The sequence below is a fragment of the Salegentibacter sp. UBA1130 genome, assembly GCF_002311535.1.
Lineage (GTDB): Bacteria > Bacteroidota > Bacteroidia > Flavobacteriales > Flavobacteriaceae > Salegentibacter > Salegentibacter agarivorans.
In genome coordinates, this window is record NZ_DCAP01000020.1 from 118,452 (window position 1) to 132,895 (window position 14,444).

Annotated in this window: 13 protein-coding genes; 4 read left to right on the forward strand and 9 right to left on the reverse strand. The window is 38.8% G+C overall.

Annotation, left to right across the window (positions count from 1 at the left end; translation table 11 throughout):
• Window positions 1-4: 4 nt before the first annotated feature.
• The 9 genes from cobA to B4F31_RS06010 all read right to left on the reverse strand — a co-directional run bounded on the left by cobA (window position 5) and on the right by B4F31_RS06010 (window position 9,253).
• Entirely contained in the window at window positions 5-787 is a 783-nt protein-coding gene (gene cobA / locus B4F31_RS05970; protein ID WP_075324802.1) for a uroporphyrinogen-III C-methyltransferase, read from the reverse strand.
• Window positions 780-2,873 (reverse strand): HEPN domain-containing protein, encoded by a 2,094-nt coding sequence (locus B4F31_RS05975; RefSeq protein ID WP_075324803.1) that lies wholly within the window; start codon window positions 2,871-2,873, stop codon window positions 780-782. The genes cobA and B4F31_RS05975 overlap by 8 nt, the downstream gene beginning before the upstream one ends.
• Before the next feature lie 180 nt (window positions 2,874-3,053).
• The gene (locus tag B4F31_RS05980) at window positions 3,054-3,683 is read right to left on the reverse strand and encodes a phosphoadenosine phosphosulfate reductase family protein (RefSeq protein ID WP_286760887.1); all 630 of its coding nucleotides are present in this window, start codon (window positions 3,681-3,683) and stop codon (window positions 3,054-3,056) included.
• A gap of 64 nt (window positions 3,684-3,747) precedes the next feature.
• Window positions 3,748-3,999 carry a DUF2061 domain-containing protein gene (locus B4F31_RS05985; protein WP_075324805.1) on the reverse strand — a complete coding sequence of 84 codons (252 nt, stop codon included), beginning with the start codon at window positions 3,997-3,999 and terminating at the stop codon, window positions 3,748-3,750.
• 128 nt (window positions 4,000-4,127) lie between these two features.
• Entirely contained in the window at window positions 4,128-4,544 is a 417-nt protein-coding gene (locus B4F31_RS05990; RefSeq protein ID WP_075327842.1) for an RrF2 family transcriptional regulator, read from the reverse strand.
• Window positions 4,545-4,639: 95 nt separating this feature from the next.
• Window positions 4,640-5,803, reverse strand: coding sequence for a trans-sulfuration enzyme family protein (locus B4F31_RS05995; RefSeq protein ID WP_075327843.1), 1,164 nt, complete (start codon window positions 5,801-5,803; stop codon window positions 4,640-4,642).
• Between the two features lie 22 nt (window positions 5,804-5,825).
• The gene (locus B4F31_RS06000) at window positions 5,826-6,899 is read right to left on the reverse strand and encodes an aspartate kinase (protein ID WP_075324806.1); all 1,074 of its coding nucleotides are present in this window, start codon (window positions 6,897-6,899) and stop codon (window positions 5,826-5,828) included.
• Window positions 6,862-7,875 carry an alpha/beta fold hydrolase gene (locus B4F31_RS06005; protein WP_075324807.1) on the reverse strand — a complete coding sequence of 338 codons (1,014 nt, stop codon included), beginning with the start codon at window positions 7,873-7,875 and terminating at the stop codon, window positions 6,862-6,864. Before B4F31_RS06005 ends, B4F31_RS06000 begins: the two co-directional genes overlap by 38 nt.
• An 85-nt stretch (window positions 7,876-7,960) precedes the next feature.
• Window positions 7,961-9,253, reverse strand: coding sequence for an O-acetylhomoserine aminocarboxypropyltransferase/cysteine synthase family protein (locus B4F31_RS06010; protein ID WP_075324808.1), 1,293 nt, complete (start codon window positions 9,251-9,253; stop codon window positions 7,961-7,963).
• Between the two features lie 921 nt (window positions 9,254-10,174).
• Between B4F31_RS06010 and metK the strand changes: the two genes are divergently transcribed.
• The 4 genes from metK to B4F31_RS06030 all read left to right on the forward strand — a co-directional run bounded on the left by metK (window position 10,175) and on the right by B4F31_RS06030 (window position 14,355).
• Window positions 10,175-11,431 carry a methionine adenosyltransferase gene (gene metK, locus B4F31_RS06015; RefSeq protein ID WP_075324809.1) on the forward strand — a complete coding sequence of 419 codons (1,257 nt, stop codon included), beginning with the start codon at window positions 10,175-10,177 and terminating at the stop codon, window positions 11,429-11,431.
• Between the two features lie 132 nt (window positions 11,432-11,563).
• Window positions 11,564-12,928 (forward strand): acyl-CoA dehydrogenase family protein, encoded by a 1,365-nt coding sequence (locus B4F31_RS06020; RefSeq protein WP_075324810.1) that lies wholly within the window; start codon window positions 11,564-11,566, stop codon window positions 12,926-12,928.
• Window positions 12,929-12,957: 29 nt separating this feature from the next.
• Window positions 12,958-13,887: a 2-hydroxyacid dehydrogenase gene (locus B4F31_RS06025; RefSeq protein WP_075324811.1), complete on the forward strand. Its 930-nt coding sequence runs from the start codon at window positions 12,958-12,960 to the stop codon at window positions 13,885-13,887.
• Between the two features lie 15 nt (window positions 13,888-13,902).
• Complete coding sequence (locus tag B4F31_RS06030; protein WP_075324812.1) at window positions 13,903-14,355, forward strand: universal stress protein; 453 nt, start codon at window positions 13,903-13,905, stop codon at window positions 14,353-14,355.
• The last annotated feature ends 89 nt before the right edge of the window (window positions 14,356-14,444 follow it).

Below are 14,444 nucleotides of genomic sequence, written 5' to 3' on the forward strand. Positions count from 1 at the left end.
CCCCCTAGCCCCCAATGGGGGAATTTTTAAATTCAAACTCCTTGACGTTTTCAAAAACTGCTTTAAGCTGTCCGCTTTCTTTTACTACTTCGCCAATCACGATAATTGCCGGGGCGGTAAGTTGTTTTTCGGCAACTACTTTTTCTATACTTATAATGGTCCCAAAACCAGATTTTTCATTATCGGTAGTTCCATTTTGAATAATCCCCACCGGAGTATCTTCTTTGCCGTAGTAGCTAAAAATGTTCACGATTTCAGCGAGTTTCGCCATTCCCATCAGTATCACCACCGTAGCGGTAGATTGTGCGGCCAGCCGAACATCTTCTGAAAGTTTCTTTTGAGTTGTGGTTCCTGTTATAACCCAAAAACTCTCGGAAGTTCCCCGTTGGGTTAGCGGAATTCCAACATTGGCTGGTACCGCAATAGAAGAAGTAATCCCGGAAACAACTGCAGTTTCCAAACCTTTACTTTTAGCGTAATTGATTTCTTCAGATCCCCTTCCGAAAATAAAAGGATCTCCTCCTTTTAACCGAACCACGTGACCTCTTTCCAGGGCATATTTTACAATAAGCTCATTTATTTCGTCCTGAGAATATCTATGTTTATCTTTTCGTTTGCCAACAAAAATATGTTCAGCCTGCGGTGCATATTCCAAAAGATCACGGTTTATAAGCGCATCAAAAAGCACTACTTTCGCATCTTTTAAAGTATTTAAAGCCTTTAGGGTGATTAGTTCCGGATCTCCCGGCCCGGCACCAACCACACTTAATTTTGGTGAATTATACATTTTGTACCTCCTTTGTTCTAAATGCATCCACTCTTTTTAAAAACAAATGCGCGTCTTCTAAATATTTATTGGCAAAAGCTTCGGTTGGCTCGTGCTCGTTCATTTGATAAGCGAATTCTTTGAAGGAAGTCGATAATTCAATTTTACCGGTGTCTACAAAAAGCTCATCAAACTGAGAAATAATTCCCGCCTGGGTATTGGTTTTTACATCCTCAGCAAGTAATAAAGCCTTAGCAGAATTTACGATTGAGGTATAGGAATGATAAATACTATCGGCCCAGGCTTTTCTTTCCAGTGCACTTTTTGCGTTATCAATTTTCTCTTCACTTTCAAATAAAAGTGTTGCGATAAGGTCTATAACCACGCCGGCACATTCGCCTACTCCTACTGCTTTTATATAAGGTTCTTCGTGGCCCCAATCTACAAATTCGTTTTCTGTTAGGTTTGAAGTATCGGCCAGTTCTTTTAATAAATCATAGAAATAAGTTTTGCCCTGCCTGTCATAATATTCCGCAAATTTTTCTTCGGAATTGGCATTTGCTTCAAAGTCGTTTAGCAAGAATCGCAAAGCTTCTGGCCCGCGTTTACTGGGCACTTTCACCACCTTATCAGCAAAACGGCCCTGGCCGTCCCCAAGGGTTCCGCCACCAAGTAAAACCTGAAGTGCCGGTGCCACGGTTTTGCCAACTTTAACCGACATTCCCTGGAAACCGATCTCCGCCATATTATGCTGCCCGCAGGCATTCATACAACCGCTTATTTTTATAGTGATATCTTTTCCGTTTATAAACTGCGGATACTCTTCTTTTAAAACATCTTCCAGTACATCGGCAATTCCCGTACTACTGGCAATCCCCAGGTTACAGGTATCGGTACCGGGGCAGGCCGTGATGTCTACGGTTTTATCGTAACCGGTATCAGCATAGCCCAGTTTTTTTAATTCTGAATAGAAAAATGGCAAAAATTCTTCCCGAACGTGACGAATTAAAATATCCTGTCTTAAACTCAGTCTGATCTCATTTCCGGCGTATTTCTTTACCAAATCGGCAAGTTTTCTTGCGCCACCGGTATAAAAATCCCCTAACGGAACCCTGATTCCAACCGCAAATAAGCCTTCCTGTTTCTGCGGAAGAACATTGGTGTTTTTCCAGGTTTCAAAATCCTTCTTATCTTCAATTGTTACTGCAGGCACCTCAACATCCTGAAGCGGCGGTGCAGTTTCAAATTTTTCAACTTCAAATTTAGGATGGTTTTTTGAAAGCGCCGTGTTTTGTTCGGCTACAAGTTCCATAAAAGCCTCTTTTCCTATATCTTTTACAAGAAATTTCATCCTTGCTTTTAATCGTTTTGCACGTTCGCCGTACCGATCAAAAACCCGAAGTACACCCTCAATTAAAGGAAGGGTTTCTTCCACAGGAAGAAAATCATAGAGTTCATCGGCGTGTCTTGGTTGAGAACCGAGCCCGCCGCCTAGCATCACTTTAAATCCGCGTTTTCCGTCTTTCAACTTGGCGATAAAACCAAGATCATGAATGTAACTCAGCGCAGTATCTTCATCTGAAGAAGAGAAAGAAATTTTAAATTTTCTTCCCATTTCCTGGCAAATTGGATTCCGAAGGAAAAACTGAAAAGTCCCATGTGCGTATGGAGAAACATCAAAAGGTTCGTTTACATCAATTCCCGCGGTTGGCGAAGCGGTTACGTTTCTTACCGTGTTTCCGCAGGCTTCACGCAAAGTGATATCATCTCTTTCCAGCTGCGCCCAAAGCTCCGGTGTTCTGTCTAAACTCACGTGGTGAATCTGGATATCCTGGCGCGTAGTGATATGCAAACGGCCTTTGGAATATTCATCAGAAACATCCGCTATTCTGTGCAGCTGTTCTGAAGTTACTTTTCCAAATGGCAGTTTTATTCGAACCATTTGTACTCCCGCCTGTCGTTGCCCGTATACCCCACGCGCTAAACGAAGGCTTCGGAATTTCTCTTCATCTGCTTTTCCCTCACGAAACAACCTGATTTTCTTTTCTAAATCAAGAATATCCTGCTCTACGATTGGGTTTTCTATTTCGGTTCTAAAACTTTGCATTATCGATAATTTTTAAATTGAAACCTGAAAAACAGGTATTAATAAAAAAGTCCTTTTTTGATTTTTCATTTAAAAGGACTTCCTATATTTTTTTATAAAAAGTTTCCTTTAAGTGCAGCGAATACACATTTTTGAACGGTACATCTCGGTATAACTCTGCTCTTTTTTCATTGGGATTCATTAAGCGTGGAGGCCACATTCACGGTTTTCTAAAACTTTGGTGGGATCAAAATATTTAAATTCGTTTGGCAGTTCATGTTTTTCTAAATAGGCATCCAGTTTTTCGTCACTCCAGTGGTAAAACGGACTCACTTTTAAAATTCCGTCTTTGCTATAGCTTAAAATATCTATACTATCTCTAAAACTGGTTTGGCCCTTTCTAAGATTTGTAAACCAAACATCCGGATTTTGCTGGCGCATAGCGCGTAAAAAAGGTTCCAGTTTTACCTGTCTGGTAAATTCTTCGTGTTGCGGATTATTAATATCGGGGATTCCTCCAAACAGTGCATCACGATAAGCAGCGGTTTGCTTTGGGGTGTAAAGCTTAACATTAAGTGACAACTGGTCTATCACCTGCTTTGCGTGCTTATAAGTTTGAGGAGTATTGTAACCGGTATCGCACCAAATTACTTTTATTACCGGATCTATCTCTGAAACTGCGTGTAAAATTGCAGCTTCATAAGGTCTAAAATTAGTGGTAATCACCGGCCTGGCCGAGTTGGATACTACCCACTGTACAATCTCAGCCGGCGTAATTCCTTTAAACTGCTGGTTGAGGATTTTTAATTCTTTTTCGCTGTACCGTTTCATCTTTTACAAATTTTTTGGCCCTGCCCGAGCCTAACTATACTTTATATACTTTCTGAAATATATTTTATTCCTTACCAAAACTTATCATATTCCAAAGCCGCTCGTGGCCAAAATACAGGATCATTTTAGTGACCAATTCTACCGACCCAATGGCCAGTGCAGTTTCAATTTCTCCTGTTAGAACCCACGAAATAACTATGGTATCTACGGTTCCTACAATTCTCCAACTCACTGTTTTTAAAATACTGCGTAAGGGTTTTTCTGAAGTCCTGTCTTTTTTATAAGTGGTTTTAGATTTTGCCTGATCCAGTATCATACTCTCTTCGTTTAAATTCTATTAACCTATCGGATTAGTAGGTTATAAAACAAAAGTAACTTTGTTTTTTTATCAGACCAACTATTAAAGGCCTAAATTTCAGTATTTAACATTTAATTTTTGAATTCTTATTTTTTCGCAGAAATATCAGCTAAAGTGTTATCGCCCAGCACTTTTAATGTGCTATCCCTAACCTGGATCATTAAACTATGAACAGAACAGGCTTCTTCACTGGGGCAATCGTCGCACTTTTCGTAATAATTTAGGCTCACACAGGGCACCATCGCTATAGGACCTTCCAGTACTCTAATTACCGAAGTCATTCGGATATCTTCCGGTTCTTTTATTAAATAATAGCCGCCGCCTTTGCCTTTTTTAGACCCCAAAAATCCCGATTTTCGCAATTCCAGAAGTATGCTTTCAAGGAATTTTTGCGAGATATTTTCACTTTTTGAGATTTCAGAAGTTTGCACCGGTTTTCTATCCCCTTTTTTTGCGATAAACGCCAGGGCTTTAATACCGTATTTAGTCTTTTTAGAAAGCATACTGCGAATATACTTAAATATTGACTTTTTCGCATTTATTATTGAATTCTCTACGGAAAAATCAAAAAGCTCTATGTCTGCTGAAATTACCATAACTAAATTGAATTTAGAGCCTGTTTTAAATCTGCTATTACATCATCTGCATGTTCCAATCCTACTGAAACTCTTACCAATCCTGGCTTTATCCCGGCTTCTAACCTGTCTTCTTCACTTAATTTACTATGTGTTGTAGATGCTGGATGCGTAACAATACTGCGTGTATCGCCAAGATTTGCCGATCTTGAACAAAGTTTTATAGCATCTATAAACTTTCTACCCGCTTCAATCCCTCCTTTAATCTCAAATGAAACAATATTCCCACCTTTTTTCATCTGTTTTTTAGCAATTTCATATTGCGGATGCGACTTTAAAAAAGGGTATTTCACATTTTCAGCATTGGCTTCGGTTTCCAGGAATAGAGCAACTTTTTCTGCGTTTTCACAATGTTTATCTAAACGTACCGCTAAAGTTTCCAAACTTTTAGAAAGTACCCAGGCGTTAAAAGGCGACAAAGCCGGTCCCGTATTTCTTGAGAACAGGTATATTTCCCTTATTAAATCGGCATTTCCTACTGTTACACCACCCAAAACGCGGCCCTGACCGTCTATTAATTTTGTAGCCGAATGTATTACCAAATGCGCCCCGAATTTTATAGGATTCTGAAGCCAGGGCGTGGCAAAACAATTATCTATAATTAATATAAGATTGTGCTTTTTAGCTATTTCACCCAAAACTTCTAAATCCAATACATCTACACCTGGATTAGTAGGTGTTTCAGCAAAAATAATTTTGGTTTCGGGCTTTATTAAACTTTCAATTTTATCAACTTCATTCACATTAAAATAGGAATGTGAAATATTCCATTTTGGAAAAAACTTGGTAAACAAACTATGCGTAGAACCAAAAACCGATCTTGCCGAAATAATATGATCTCCACTATTTAAAAGAGCCGCCAAACTTGAAAAAACAGCACTCATTCCCGTTGCAAAAGCAAAACCTGCCTCTGCCCCTTCCATCTTCGCTATTTTCTCAGTAAATTCTGAAGTATTGGGATTGGTAAATCGACTGTAAATATTGCGTTCCTTTTCTTCAGAAAATGAAGCTCTCATATCTTCGGCATCATCAAAAACATAACTGGACGTTAGGTACAGGGGCGTAGAATGCTCCTGGAACTGTGTACGTTCGTTTTGTGTTCTAATGGCTTCGGTTTCAAAATGCATAATTGTTGGTTTTGTTGGATTTTTAATTAAGTCTTTGCGATAATCTAAGCACATCGCTAACTACACCGCGAGCGGTTACCGCTGCTCCTGCGCCGGCTCCCTGGATTACCAGTGGCTGGTCGCCATAAGACTCGGTATAAATTTCAAAAATATTATCGGCGCCTTTAATTTGACCCAGAGCGGTACTTTTTGGTTCAGAAATAAGTTTTGCCTCCAGGTTGGCGCTCTCTACTTCAATTTCCCCAATGTATCGTAGCACATGATCTTTGTTTTGTTCCTTTTTATGCTGAAAAAATATTTCATCCAGCTCCCCTATTCTTCGCTGAAATTCTTCTGCGGAAGTTTGTCCGTTTAATTTTTCGGGAATTAAAGATTGAATTTTAATCTCCTGAAATTCTTTTTCTAACTGAAGCTCACGAGCCAGAATCAATAATTTTCTTCCCACATCATTTCCTGAAAGATCTTCGCGGGCATCAGGCTCGGTATATCCCAATCTTCCGGCTTTTCGCAATACATCAGAAAACTTCTCTTTATTTTCAGAATAAGTATTAAAAATGAAGCTCAGCGAACCGGAAAAGACCCCTCGAATTTTGGTAACCTTTTCTCCCGCCTGGTGCAAGCCCTGTACGGTTTGTACAATTGGCAATCCTGCGCCCACATTGGTTTCATAATAAAAATACTTGCCGTGGTAATCTAATTCTTTTCGTAATTTGTTGTAGAAATCGGCAGAAAGTGTGTTCGCAACTTTATTGGCGGCTACCAGGTTAAAGCCATTTTGTATTAACCGAATATAAATTTCAACAAATTCCTTGCTGGCCGTGGCATCTATTGCTATAAGATGTTCCAGGTCATTTTCTTTGGTGAAATCCAGGATATCTTCCAGTTTGTACTTTTCGGAAGATTTTTTAAAATCTTTTTTCCAGTTTTCTGAAATACCTTCAGCATTAAAAAGCGCTTTTTTTGAATTGGCAATCACAGGAATATTTACAGAAACCCCCGAATGCTTTTCCCATTGTTTTTTTGCGTCGAGTAATTGCTGAATTAAGGTACTTCCTACATTACCTATTCCAAACAAGATGATGTTCACTTTTTTCATTTTTTATATTGTTGGTTTTAAATACGGGTTTTAAAAATCTGGACAGTTGCGAGGCTTCTATTAAAAAAGCATCGTGCCCGTGAATTGATCTTATTTCGTGAATACTTACATTATTTTTAATCAGGGAAAGGTTTACATAAGTTTCCCAATTCTCATCGGCCAGGAAAAACCAGTCAGAATTCACTGTTACAATATGAATATTTCCCTCAATTTTCTTTGCGACTTCCAGGTAATTACCGCTGCCTTTGCTAATGTCTATAGTAGTTAGCAAGTGGTTCATAAATTTATAGGAAGCGAGTTGAAAACGTTCTTCCAGTTTAACACCATGATATTGCAACCAGCCTTCTACTTTATAGCAAGGTTTTATTTCTTCTTTTGTTCTGTTAAATTTCTTACTTAAAGATTGCGGAGTACGATAAAAGGTCATTGCATGCATTCTTGCATCTTTCACCGGCTCTTTAGAGTTATTAAGAATTTGCTCCTGCACTTTACAGTTTGCCAAAACCCAATCTGTGGCTTTATAATCTGTGGCAATAGGAATAATATTTTCAGCTAGATCAGGTTTTAAAGCGGCCAGTTCCCAGGCGAGTGCGCCGCCTATTGAGCCTCCAATTATGGCAAAAAGTTTCTCAATTTTTAATTGCTGAAGTGCTAAAACCTGGATTCTTGCAATATCTCTAAGCGTAAATTCTTTATAATTTTCAATTAAATGTTCTTTTTTTCCGTTGAAACCATTACCCGGAATATTAAAAGCCAGAATGCTGAATTTTTCGGTATCAATACATTTTTGAGGCCCCACAATTTTGGTCCACCAGCCAAGCTTTCCCGTAATTTGAGAGTTACCCGTAAGCGCATGATTTATTAAAACCACCGGCGCCGTTTCTGGGTTTTTCCCAAATTGCTGAAAGCTCAAATAAATATCCTGAACCGTTCCCGCGGAATTTTCAAAATCTTTTAAACAGAGTTCCTGAAGCATTTTTTTCGTTTTTTGATTTAGAAAGAGCAAAAGGAAAAAGACTTAACCTGGCTGCTTTTTCCTTTGCCTTTCCACCAACAATAAATTATACCAGAGCTTTTTTCTCAATTTTAGCAAAAGCTTCTTTTAAATCTGTTTTTAAATCTTCAACATCTTCCAGCCCAACCGATATACGAATAAGGTCTTGTGTAACTCCAGCAGTAGCCTGTTGTTTTTCGTCCAGTTGCTGGTGTGTAGTACTTGCCGGATGAATAATTAGTGATTTCGTATCTCCAATATTGGCAACGAGGGAGAAAAGTTTGGTTTCATCGGCTACAACTTTAGCCGATTCAAAGCCTCCTTCAACTCCAAAAGTCACTACGCCGCTTTGCCCTTTAGAAAGATACTCTTTAGCGAGTTTATTGTATTTACTGCTCTCCAGCCCAGGGTAGTTTACCCATTTTACTTCTTTTTGCTGCTCCAGCCAGGTGGCCAGTTCCAAAGCATTTTGACTATGCTGCTTTATCCTTATTTCAAGAGTTTCTAAACCCTGTAAAATCTGAAAAGCATTGTACGGACTTAAAGCCGCGCCGTGATCTCGAAGCCCTTCAATTCTCACTTTTGCAATAAATGCGGCTTCTTTTAAGGCTTCGTGGTAAACTAGCCCGTGATAACCCGGTGAAGGTTCAGTGAATTCGGGGAATTTCCCATTTGCCCAGTTAAAATTACCGGCGTCTATAATGGCACCTCCAAGTGAAGTTCCGTTACCGCTAATATATTTGGTAAGCGATTCAATTACAATATCGGCGCCGTGCTCTATAGGTTTTAGCAAAGAAGGTGTAGCCACGGTATTATCTACTATAAATGGAACCTTGAGCGCGTTGGCTTCAGCAGAAATTGCTTTAAGGTCCAGAACATCAAGCTTCGGGTTTCCAAGCGATTCTACAAAAATGGCACGCGTGTTTTCTTTTGCAGCCTTTTTAAAATTTTCTGGATATTCAGGGTCTACAAAGGTGGTTGTAATTCCAAATCTTGGTAAAGTTACACTTAGTAGATTATAAGTTCCTCCATATAAACTACTGGATGCTACAATATGATCTCCAGATTTTAAAAGCGTTAAAAGCGTGGTATTAATTGCAGCTGTGCCTGAAGCTGTAACTACAGCTGCTATCCCGCCTTCCAGTGCTGCAAGACGTTGTTCTAAAATATCGTTAGTAGGATTATTTAATCGGGTGTAGATATAACCGGGTTCTGCCAGGGAAAAGAGATTGGCAGCGTGATCTGAATTATTAAAAACATAAGAAGTTGTTTGGTAAATTGGTACTGCCCTTGTTCCTCCGTTTTTTTTTGTATCGTGACCTGCGTGTAATGCGTTTGTTGAAAATTTTTGAGTACTCATAATTTCTAATTTTTTAAAGTTTTGCTTCTATTTTGAAAGCTTAATTATGTTTTTGTTATGGATTTCCGCCTTCACGGAAATGACGGTGTTTTAAATAAAAAAGTCCCCTTAAGTAGCTATTACCAAGGGGACCTTTTAATTGAACTCTAAACAAACTAAGTTACATTCGGTTTTGGCAATAGCAATTCATGTGTTGCATACACATACACATCATCATAATGCGCATCATCATTTTATTTATTGCCTTAATCATCATATTTGTTTTTGTAATTCCCATACCGATGGGAATCTAATTTTTACTAACCTATTTTCTTAATCTGGATTTCCGCCTCCGCGGAAATGACTAAGTTTTAAATAAAAAAAAGCCGCTGCGATTGGCAGCGGCTTTTTGCAATTTATCTCTTTTCAGAATTAAGCAATTGAGCGCGCTGCGGAAGTTTTCCACATCATCATACGCATCATATTGCAAATTATCTGGTACATTTCGTTGTTTTGTTGGTTACAAAGATAAGGGCAGAAATTTTTAATAACCAAATCCAAACTTCACTTTTACGAAAAATAAATTTTTATTCCTTTAAACTGATTAATCAATAATTTAATGGCTGTAAAATTATTTATTATCTATTTTTATCTAAAACACAAACCTAATTAGCTATATTTCAATAGTATAAAACTATAATTTTATACGCTATAAATTGAAGTCGAAATTTTAAAGTCTTCAACCCTATAAAAAAGAAAGTTAAAGAAAGTATGAGTTTGGGTTATTTTTATACATTTGTAACCGAATTATTAAAGGGAAGGATTTGACTGATTGCAACCCTTTTATGCTTTTTAAAGTATAAGAAAAATGCTAAAGCAGTATCACTACTCCCTTAGCTTTTCGTCAAATTCAACCCGTATTTTTTAAAATAAATTAAAAATATGGCTTATTTATTTACTTCAGAAAGTGTTTCTGAAGGACACCCCGATAAAATCGCCGATCAGATTAGCGATACCTTACTCGATAATTTCCTTGCTTTTGATGAAAATTCTAAAGTCGCCTGCGAAACTTTAGTAACTACCGGCCAGGTGGTGCTTGCCGGTGAAGTAAGAAGCGACACTTATTTAGACGTTCAAAACATTGCCCGGGAAGTAATTAATGATATTGGTTATACTAAAGGAGCATACAAATTTAGTGGTGATTCTTGTGGCGTAATCTCTTTAATCCACGAACAATCCCAGGAAATTTACCAGGGTGTAGATCGTGAAAATAAGGAGGAACAGGGCGCCGGAGACCAGGGAATGATGTTTGGTTACGCCACCAACGAAACCGAAAACTATATGCCGCTGGCTTTAGATATTTCTCACAAAATTCTTATTGAGCTGGCAAAATTAAGACGCGAAGGCAAAGATATCCCCTACTTACGTCCCGATTCTAAAAGCCAGGTTACTATAGAATATAGTGACGATAATGTGCCGCAAAAAATTGTGGCTATTGTGGTTTCTACCCAGCACGACGATTTTGATGAAGATGATGATGCTATGTTGAAAAAGATCAAGAAAGATATTCTTGAAATTCTTATTCCGCGGGTAAAACAACAATTACCAGATTATGTTCAGAAACTTTTTAATGATGATATTACTTATCATATAAATCCTACCGGAAAGTTTGTTATTGGGGGGCCTCACGGGGACGCGGGACTTACCGGAAGAAAAATTATTGTAGACACCTACGGCGGAAAAGGCGCGCACGGTGGTGGTGCATTCTCGGGAAAAGACCCAAGTAAAGTCGACCGATCGGCTGCTTATGCATCGCGTCACGTTGCCAAAAACCTGGTTGCCGCCGGGCTTGCAGACGAAGTTTTAGTACAGGTTTCTTATGCGATTGGGGTGGTAGAACCTACTTCAATTTCAGTAGAAACTTATGGTACTTCCAAAGTGGATATGAAGGATGGGGAAATTGCAAAAAAAGTAGCCCAGATATTTGATATGCGCCCCTGGGCCATAGAAAATCGTCTAAAACTTAGGAGTCCTATCTATCGTGAAACTGCTGCTTACGGGCATATGGGGAAAGAACCAAGAACGGTCACTAAAATCTTTAAAAGTCCATATTCTGGGGAAGTAAAAAAGGAAGTAGAACTTTTTACCTGGGAAAAACTGGATTATGTAGACAAGGTGAAGGAAGCCTTTAGTCTCTAAATTCTAAGCCATAATTATTACTTAAATACCGCTGCATTCAGCGGTATTTTTTTTGACGTTTTCTTCGGAAAGCTTTAACAACCGGACGCAGTTTTAATTCCTAATTTTAGAATTCCACCAATCAAACACCTTATGTCCGTTTTTAGAAAAGTAAGAAACACCATCAACCTATTAAAGTCGGTTGATATGGATCAATTAGCGAAAATTAATAAGCAGATAGACCTTTCAGAAGCGATGAAAAGTTTAGGCCAGTTAGATGAGCGTCAACTCAAGGGTTTGATGAAAATGTTAAAAACCAAGCAGAAAAAAGGCCAGAGTGACCTTCCTCCCATTACCGGCGATTTTTACAATTTAGACCTTAAACTTACCGAGGAGCAGCGCAAGCTCCAAATGGAGGTGCGAAATTTTATGGAAGATGAAGTTAGGCCGTTGGTAAACGACCATTGGAATCGTGCTAAATTTCCTCACGAAATTATTGAGAAATTCAAGAAACTAAATATTACCGGTGTGCCTTACGAAGGTTATGGCTGCCCAAATCTTCCTTTTTTAATGGAAGGTATTATAGCACAGGAAATTGCACGTGTAGATGTTTCTATTTCAACTTTTTTCGGCGTACATAGCGGCCTGGCAATGGGATCTATCTACCTATGCGGAAGTGAAGAACAAAAGCAGGAATGGCTTCCGAAGATGCAAAAATTAGATGCTATTGGTGCCTTTGGATTAACAGAACCCAATGTTGGCTCTGGTGTGGCCGGCGGACTTGAAACTACATGCAAGTTTGACGGTGAAAACTGGATTTTAAACGGACAGAAAAAATGGATTGGGAACGCCACTTTTGCTGATGTAATTATTATTTGGGCGCGGGATGTAGACAGCAACCAGGTTAAAGGATTCCTGGTAAGAAAAGGAAATCCTGGTTATAAAGCAGAAAAAATGGAAGATAAAATGGCCTTGCGAATTGTGCAGAATGCCATTATAACTTTAACCGATTGTGTAATACCCGAAAGTGACAGGTTACAAAAAGCAGATTCCTTTAAAGATACTGCAAAAGTACTTAGAATGACTCGTGCTGGAGTAGCCTGGCAGGCGGTTGGTTGCGCCCGGGGCGCGTATGAAAGCGCTTTAAAATACACCAGGAAAAGAGAACAGTTTGGGAGACCAATTGCTTCTTACCAGTTAATTCAAAATCATTTAGTAGAAATGGTTTCCAATCTTACCGCAATGCAAACACTGGTTTTTAGGCTTTCTGAAATGCAGGATGCCGACTTACTAACAGATGAACACGCATCTTTGGCGAAGGTTTTTTGTAGTATGCGTACCAGGGATGTGGTAAGCCGTGCCCGCGAAGTTATGGGCGGCAATGGTATTCTACTAGAACACGATGTTGCCCGTTTTGTAGCCGATGCCGAAGCCATTTATAGTTACGAAGGAACAAAAGAAATTAATTCGCTAATTGTAGGCCGTGCCATTACGGGATACAGTGCTTTTGTAAGTTAAATATTAACCATTCAAAAATAAAGAATAGAATGTCATTATTAATTGTTAGTCCGGGTAAAGACCCGAAAGCTTGGGTTGAAGCTTTAAAAAATCAACATCCGGGTTTAAATATTTACGTGTATCCAGAAGATCACGATAAAGAAGAGGTAGAATTTGCCTTAACCTGGAATCATCCCCGTGGAATCTTTCAAAATTATCCCAATTTAAAAGTCGTTGCTTCTATGGGCGCCGGGGTAGATCATATTACCAGCGATCAGGAACTTCCCGAAAATATAAAAATCACTAAAGTGGTAGACGATCGGCTGGAACAAGATATGGGAACCTTTGTACTTACCCTTATTCTTGCGCACCAAAGAAATTTACTCCATTACAGGGAAAGCCAAATAAACGAAAAATGGGAACCTGTTTCTTATACTCGCAATAACGATGTAAAAGTTGGGATCTTGGGGATAGGTAACCTTGGGCAAAGCGTGGCCAATAATTTATTAAAAAATGGCTTCCAGGTAATAGGATTTTCCAGGCATAAAAAAGAATTTGAAAACGTAGAAAGCTTTGCCGGAGAAGATGAATTTGATGAGTTTTTGGAGCAGTCTGATATCCTGGTAAATATGCTTCCTTTAACTCCCGATACCGAAAAAATACTCAATAAAGAATTATTCGAAAAATTACCCAAAGGCGCATACGTAATTAATGTTGCCCGTGGTGAACATTTAGTGGAGCAGGATTTACTGGCAAAAGTAGACGATGGCCATCTTTCTGGTGCGGCATTAGATGTATTTTGGGAAGAGCCAATAAGAGACGAGCATCCATTTTGGAAACATCCAAAAATAAGGATAACACCGCATATTGCCAGCGTTACTCATCCAAACTCTGTAGTGCCGCAAATTATTGAGAATTATGAAAGATTGCAGGATGAAGAAGAACTTAAGAACGTGGTAGAACGAGATAGAGGTTATTAATTAAAATATCAGCGTATGAAAACTTTCAAAAACATTTTGGTTGCAGTAGATTTTAATGATGCCGTTGGAGAACTTATGGCATACGCTGAAAGTATAGCAGAAAAATTCGGGGCTAAGATCTGGGTGGTTCACGTAGCCGCCCCAGATCCCGATTTTGCCGGTTTTGATGCCGGCCCGCAATATATTAGAGATATGCGAGCCGATGAATTAAGAGACGAGCACAAAGAATTACAGCAAATTCGCGATATGTTTATTGATAAAAATATAGAATCTGATGCGCTTTTAATTCAGGGCTCTACTGTGGAAACCGTATTGCAGGAAGCCAAAAAGCTTAAAGCCGATATTCTAATTGTAGGTACCCACAAACACAGTTTCTTCTATAATCTTTTTGCCGAAAGTGTTTCGGTAGAATTGTTTAAAAATGCCGAAATCCCTGTGCTGTCCATTCCTATTGAAGAAGAAAAATAATTTTCTCTATAATTCAAAATCTTGCTTCTGAAATTAAGCACTAAATTTTTTATTAAATCACTTCAGGATAGATTACTCAGCTGGATTAT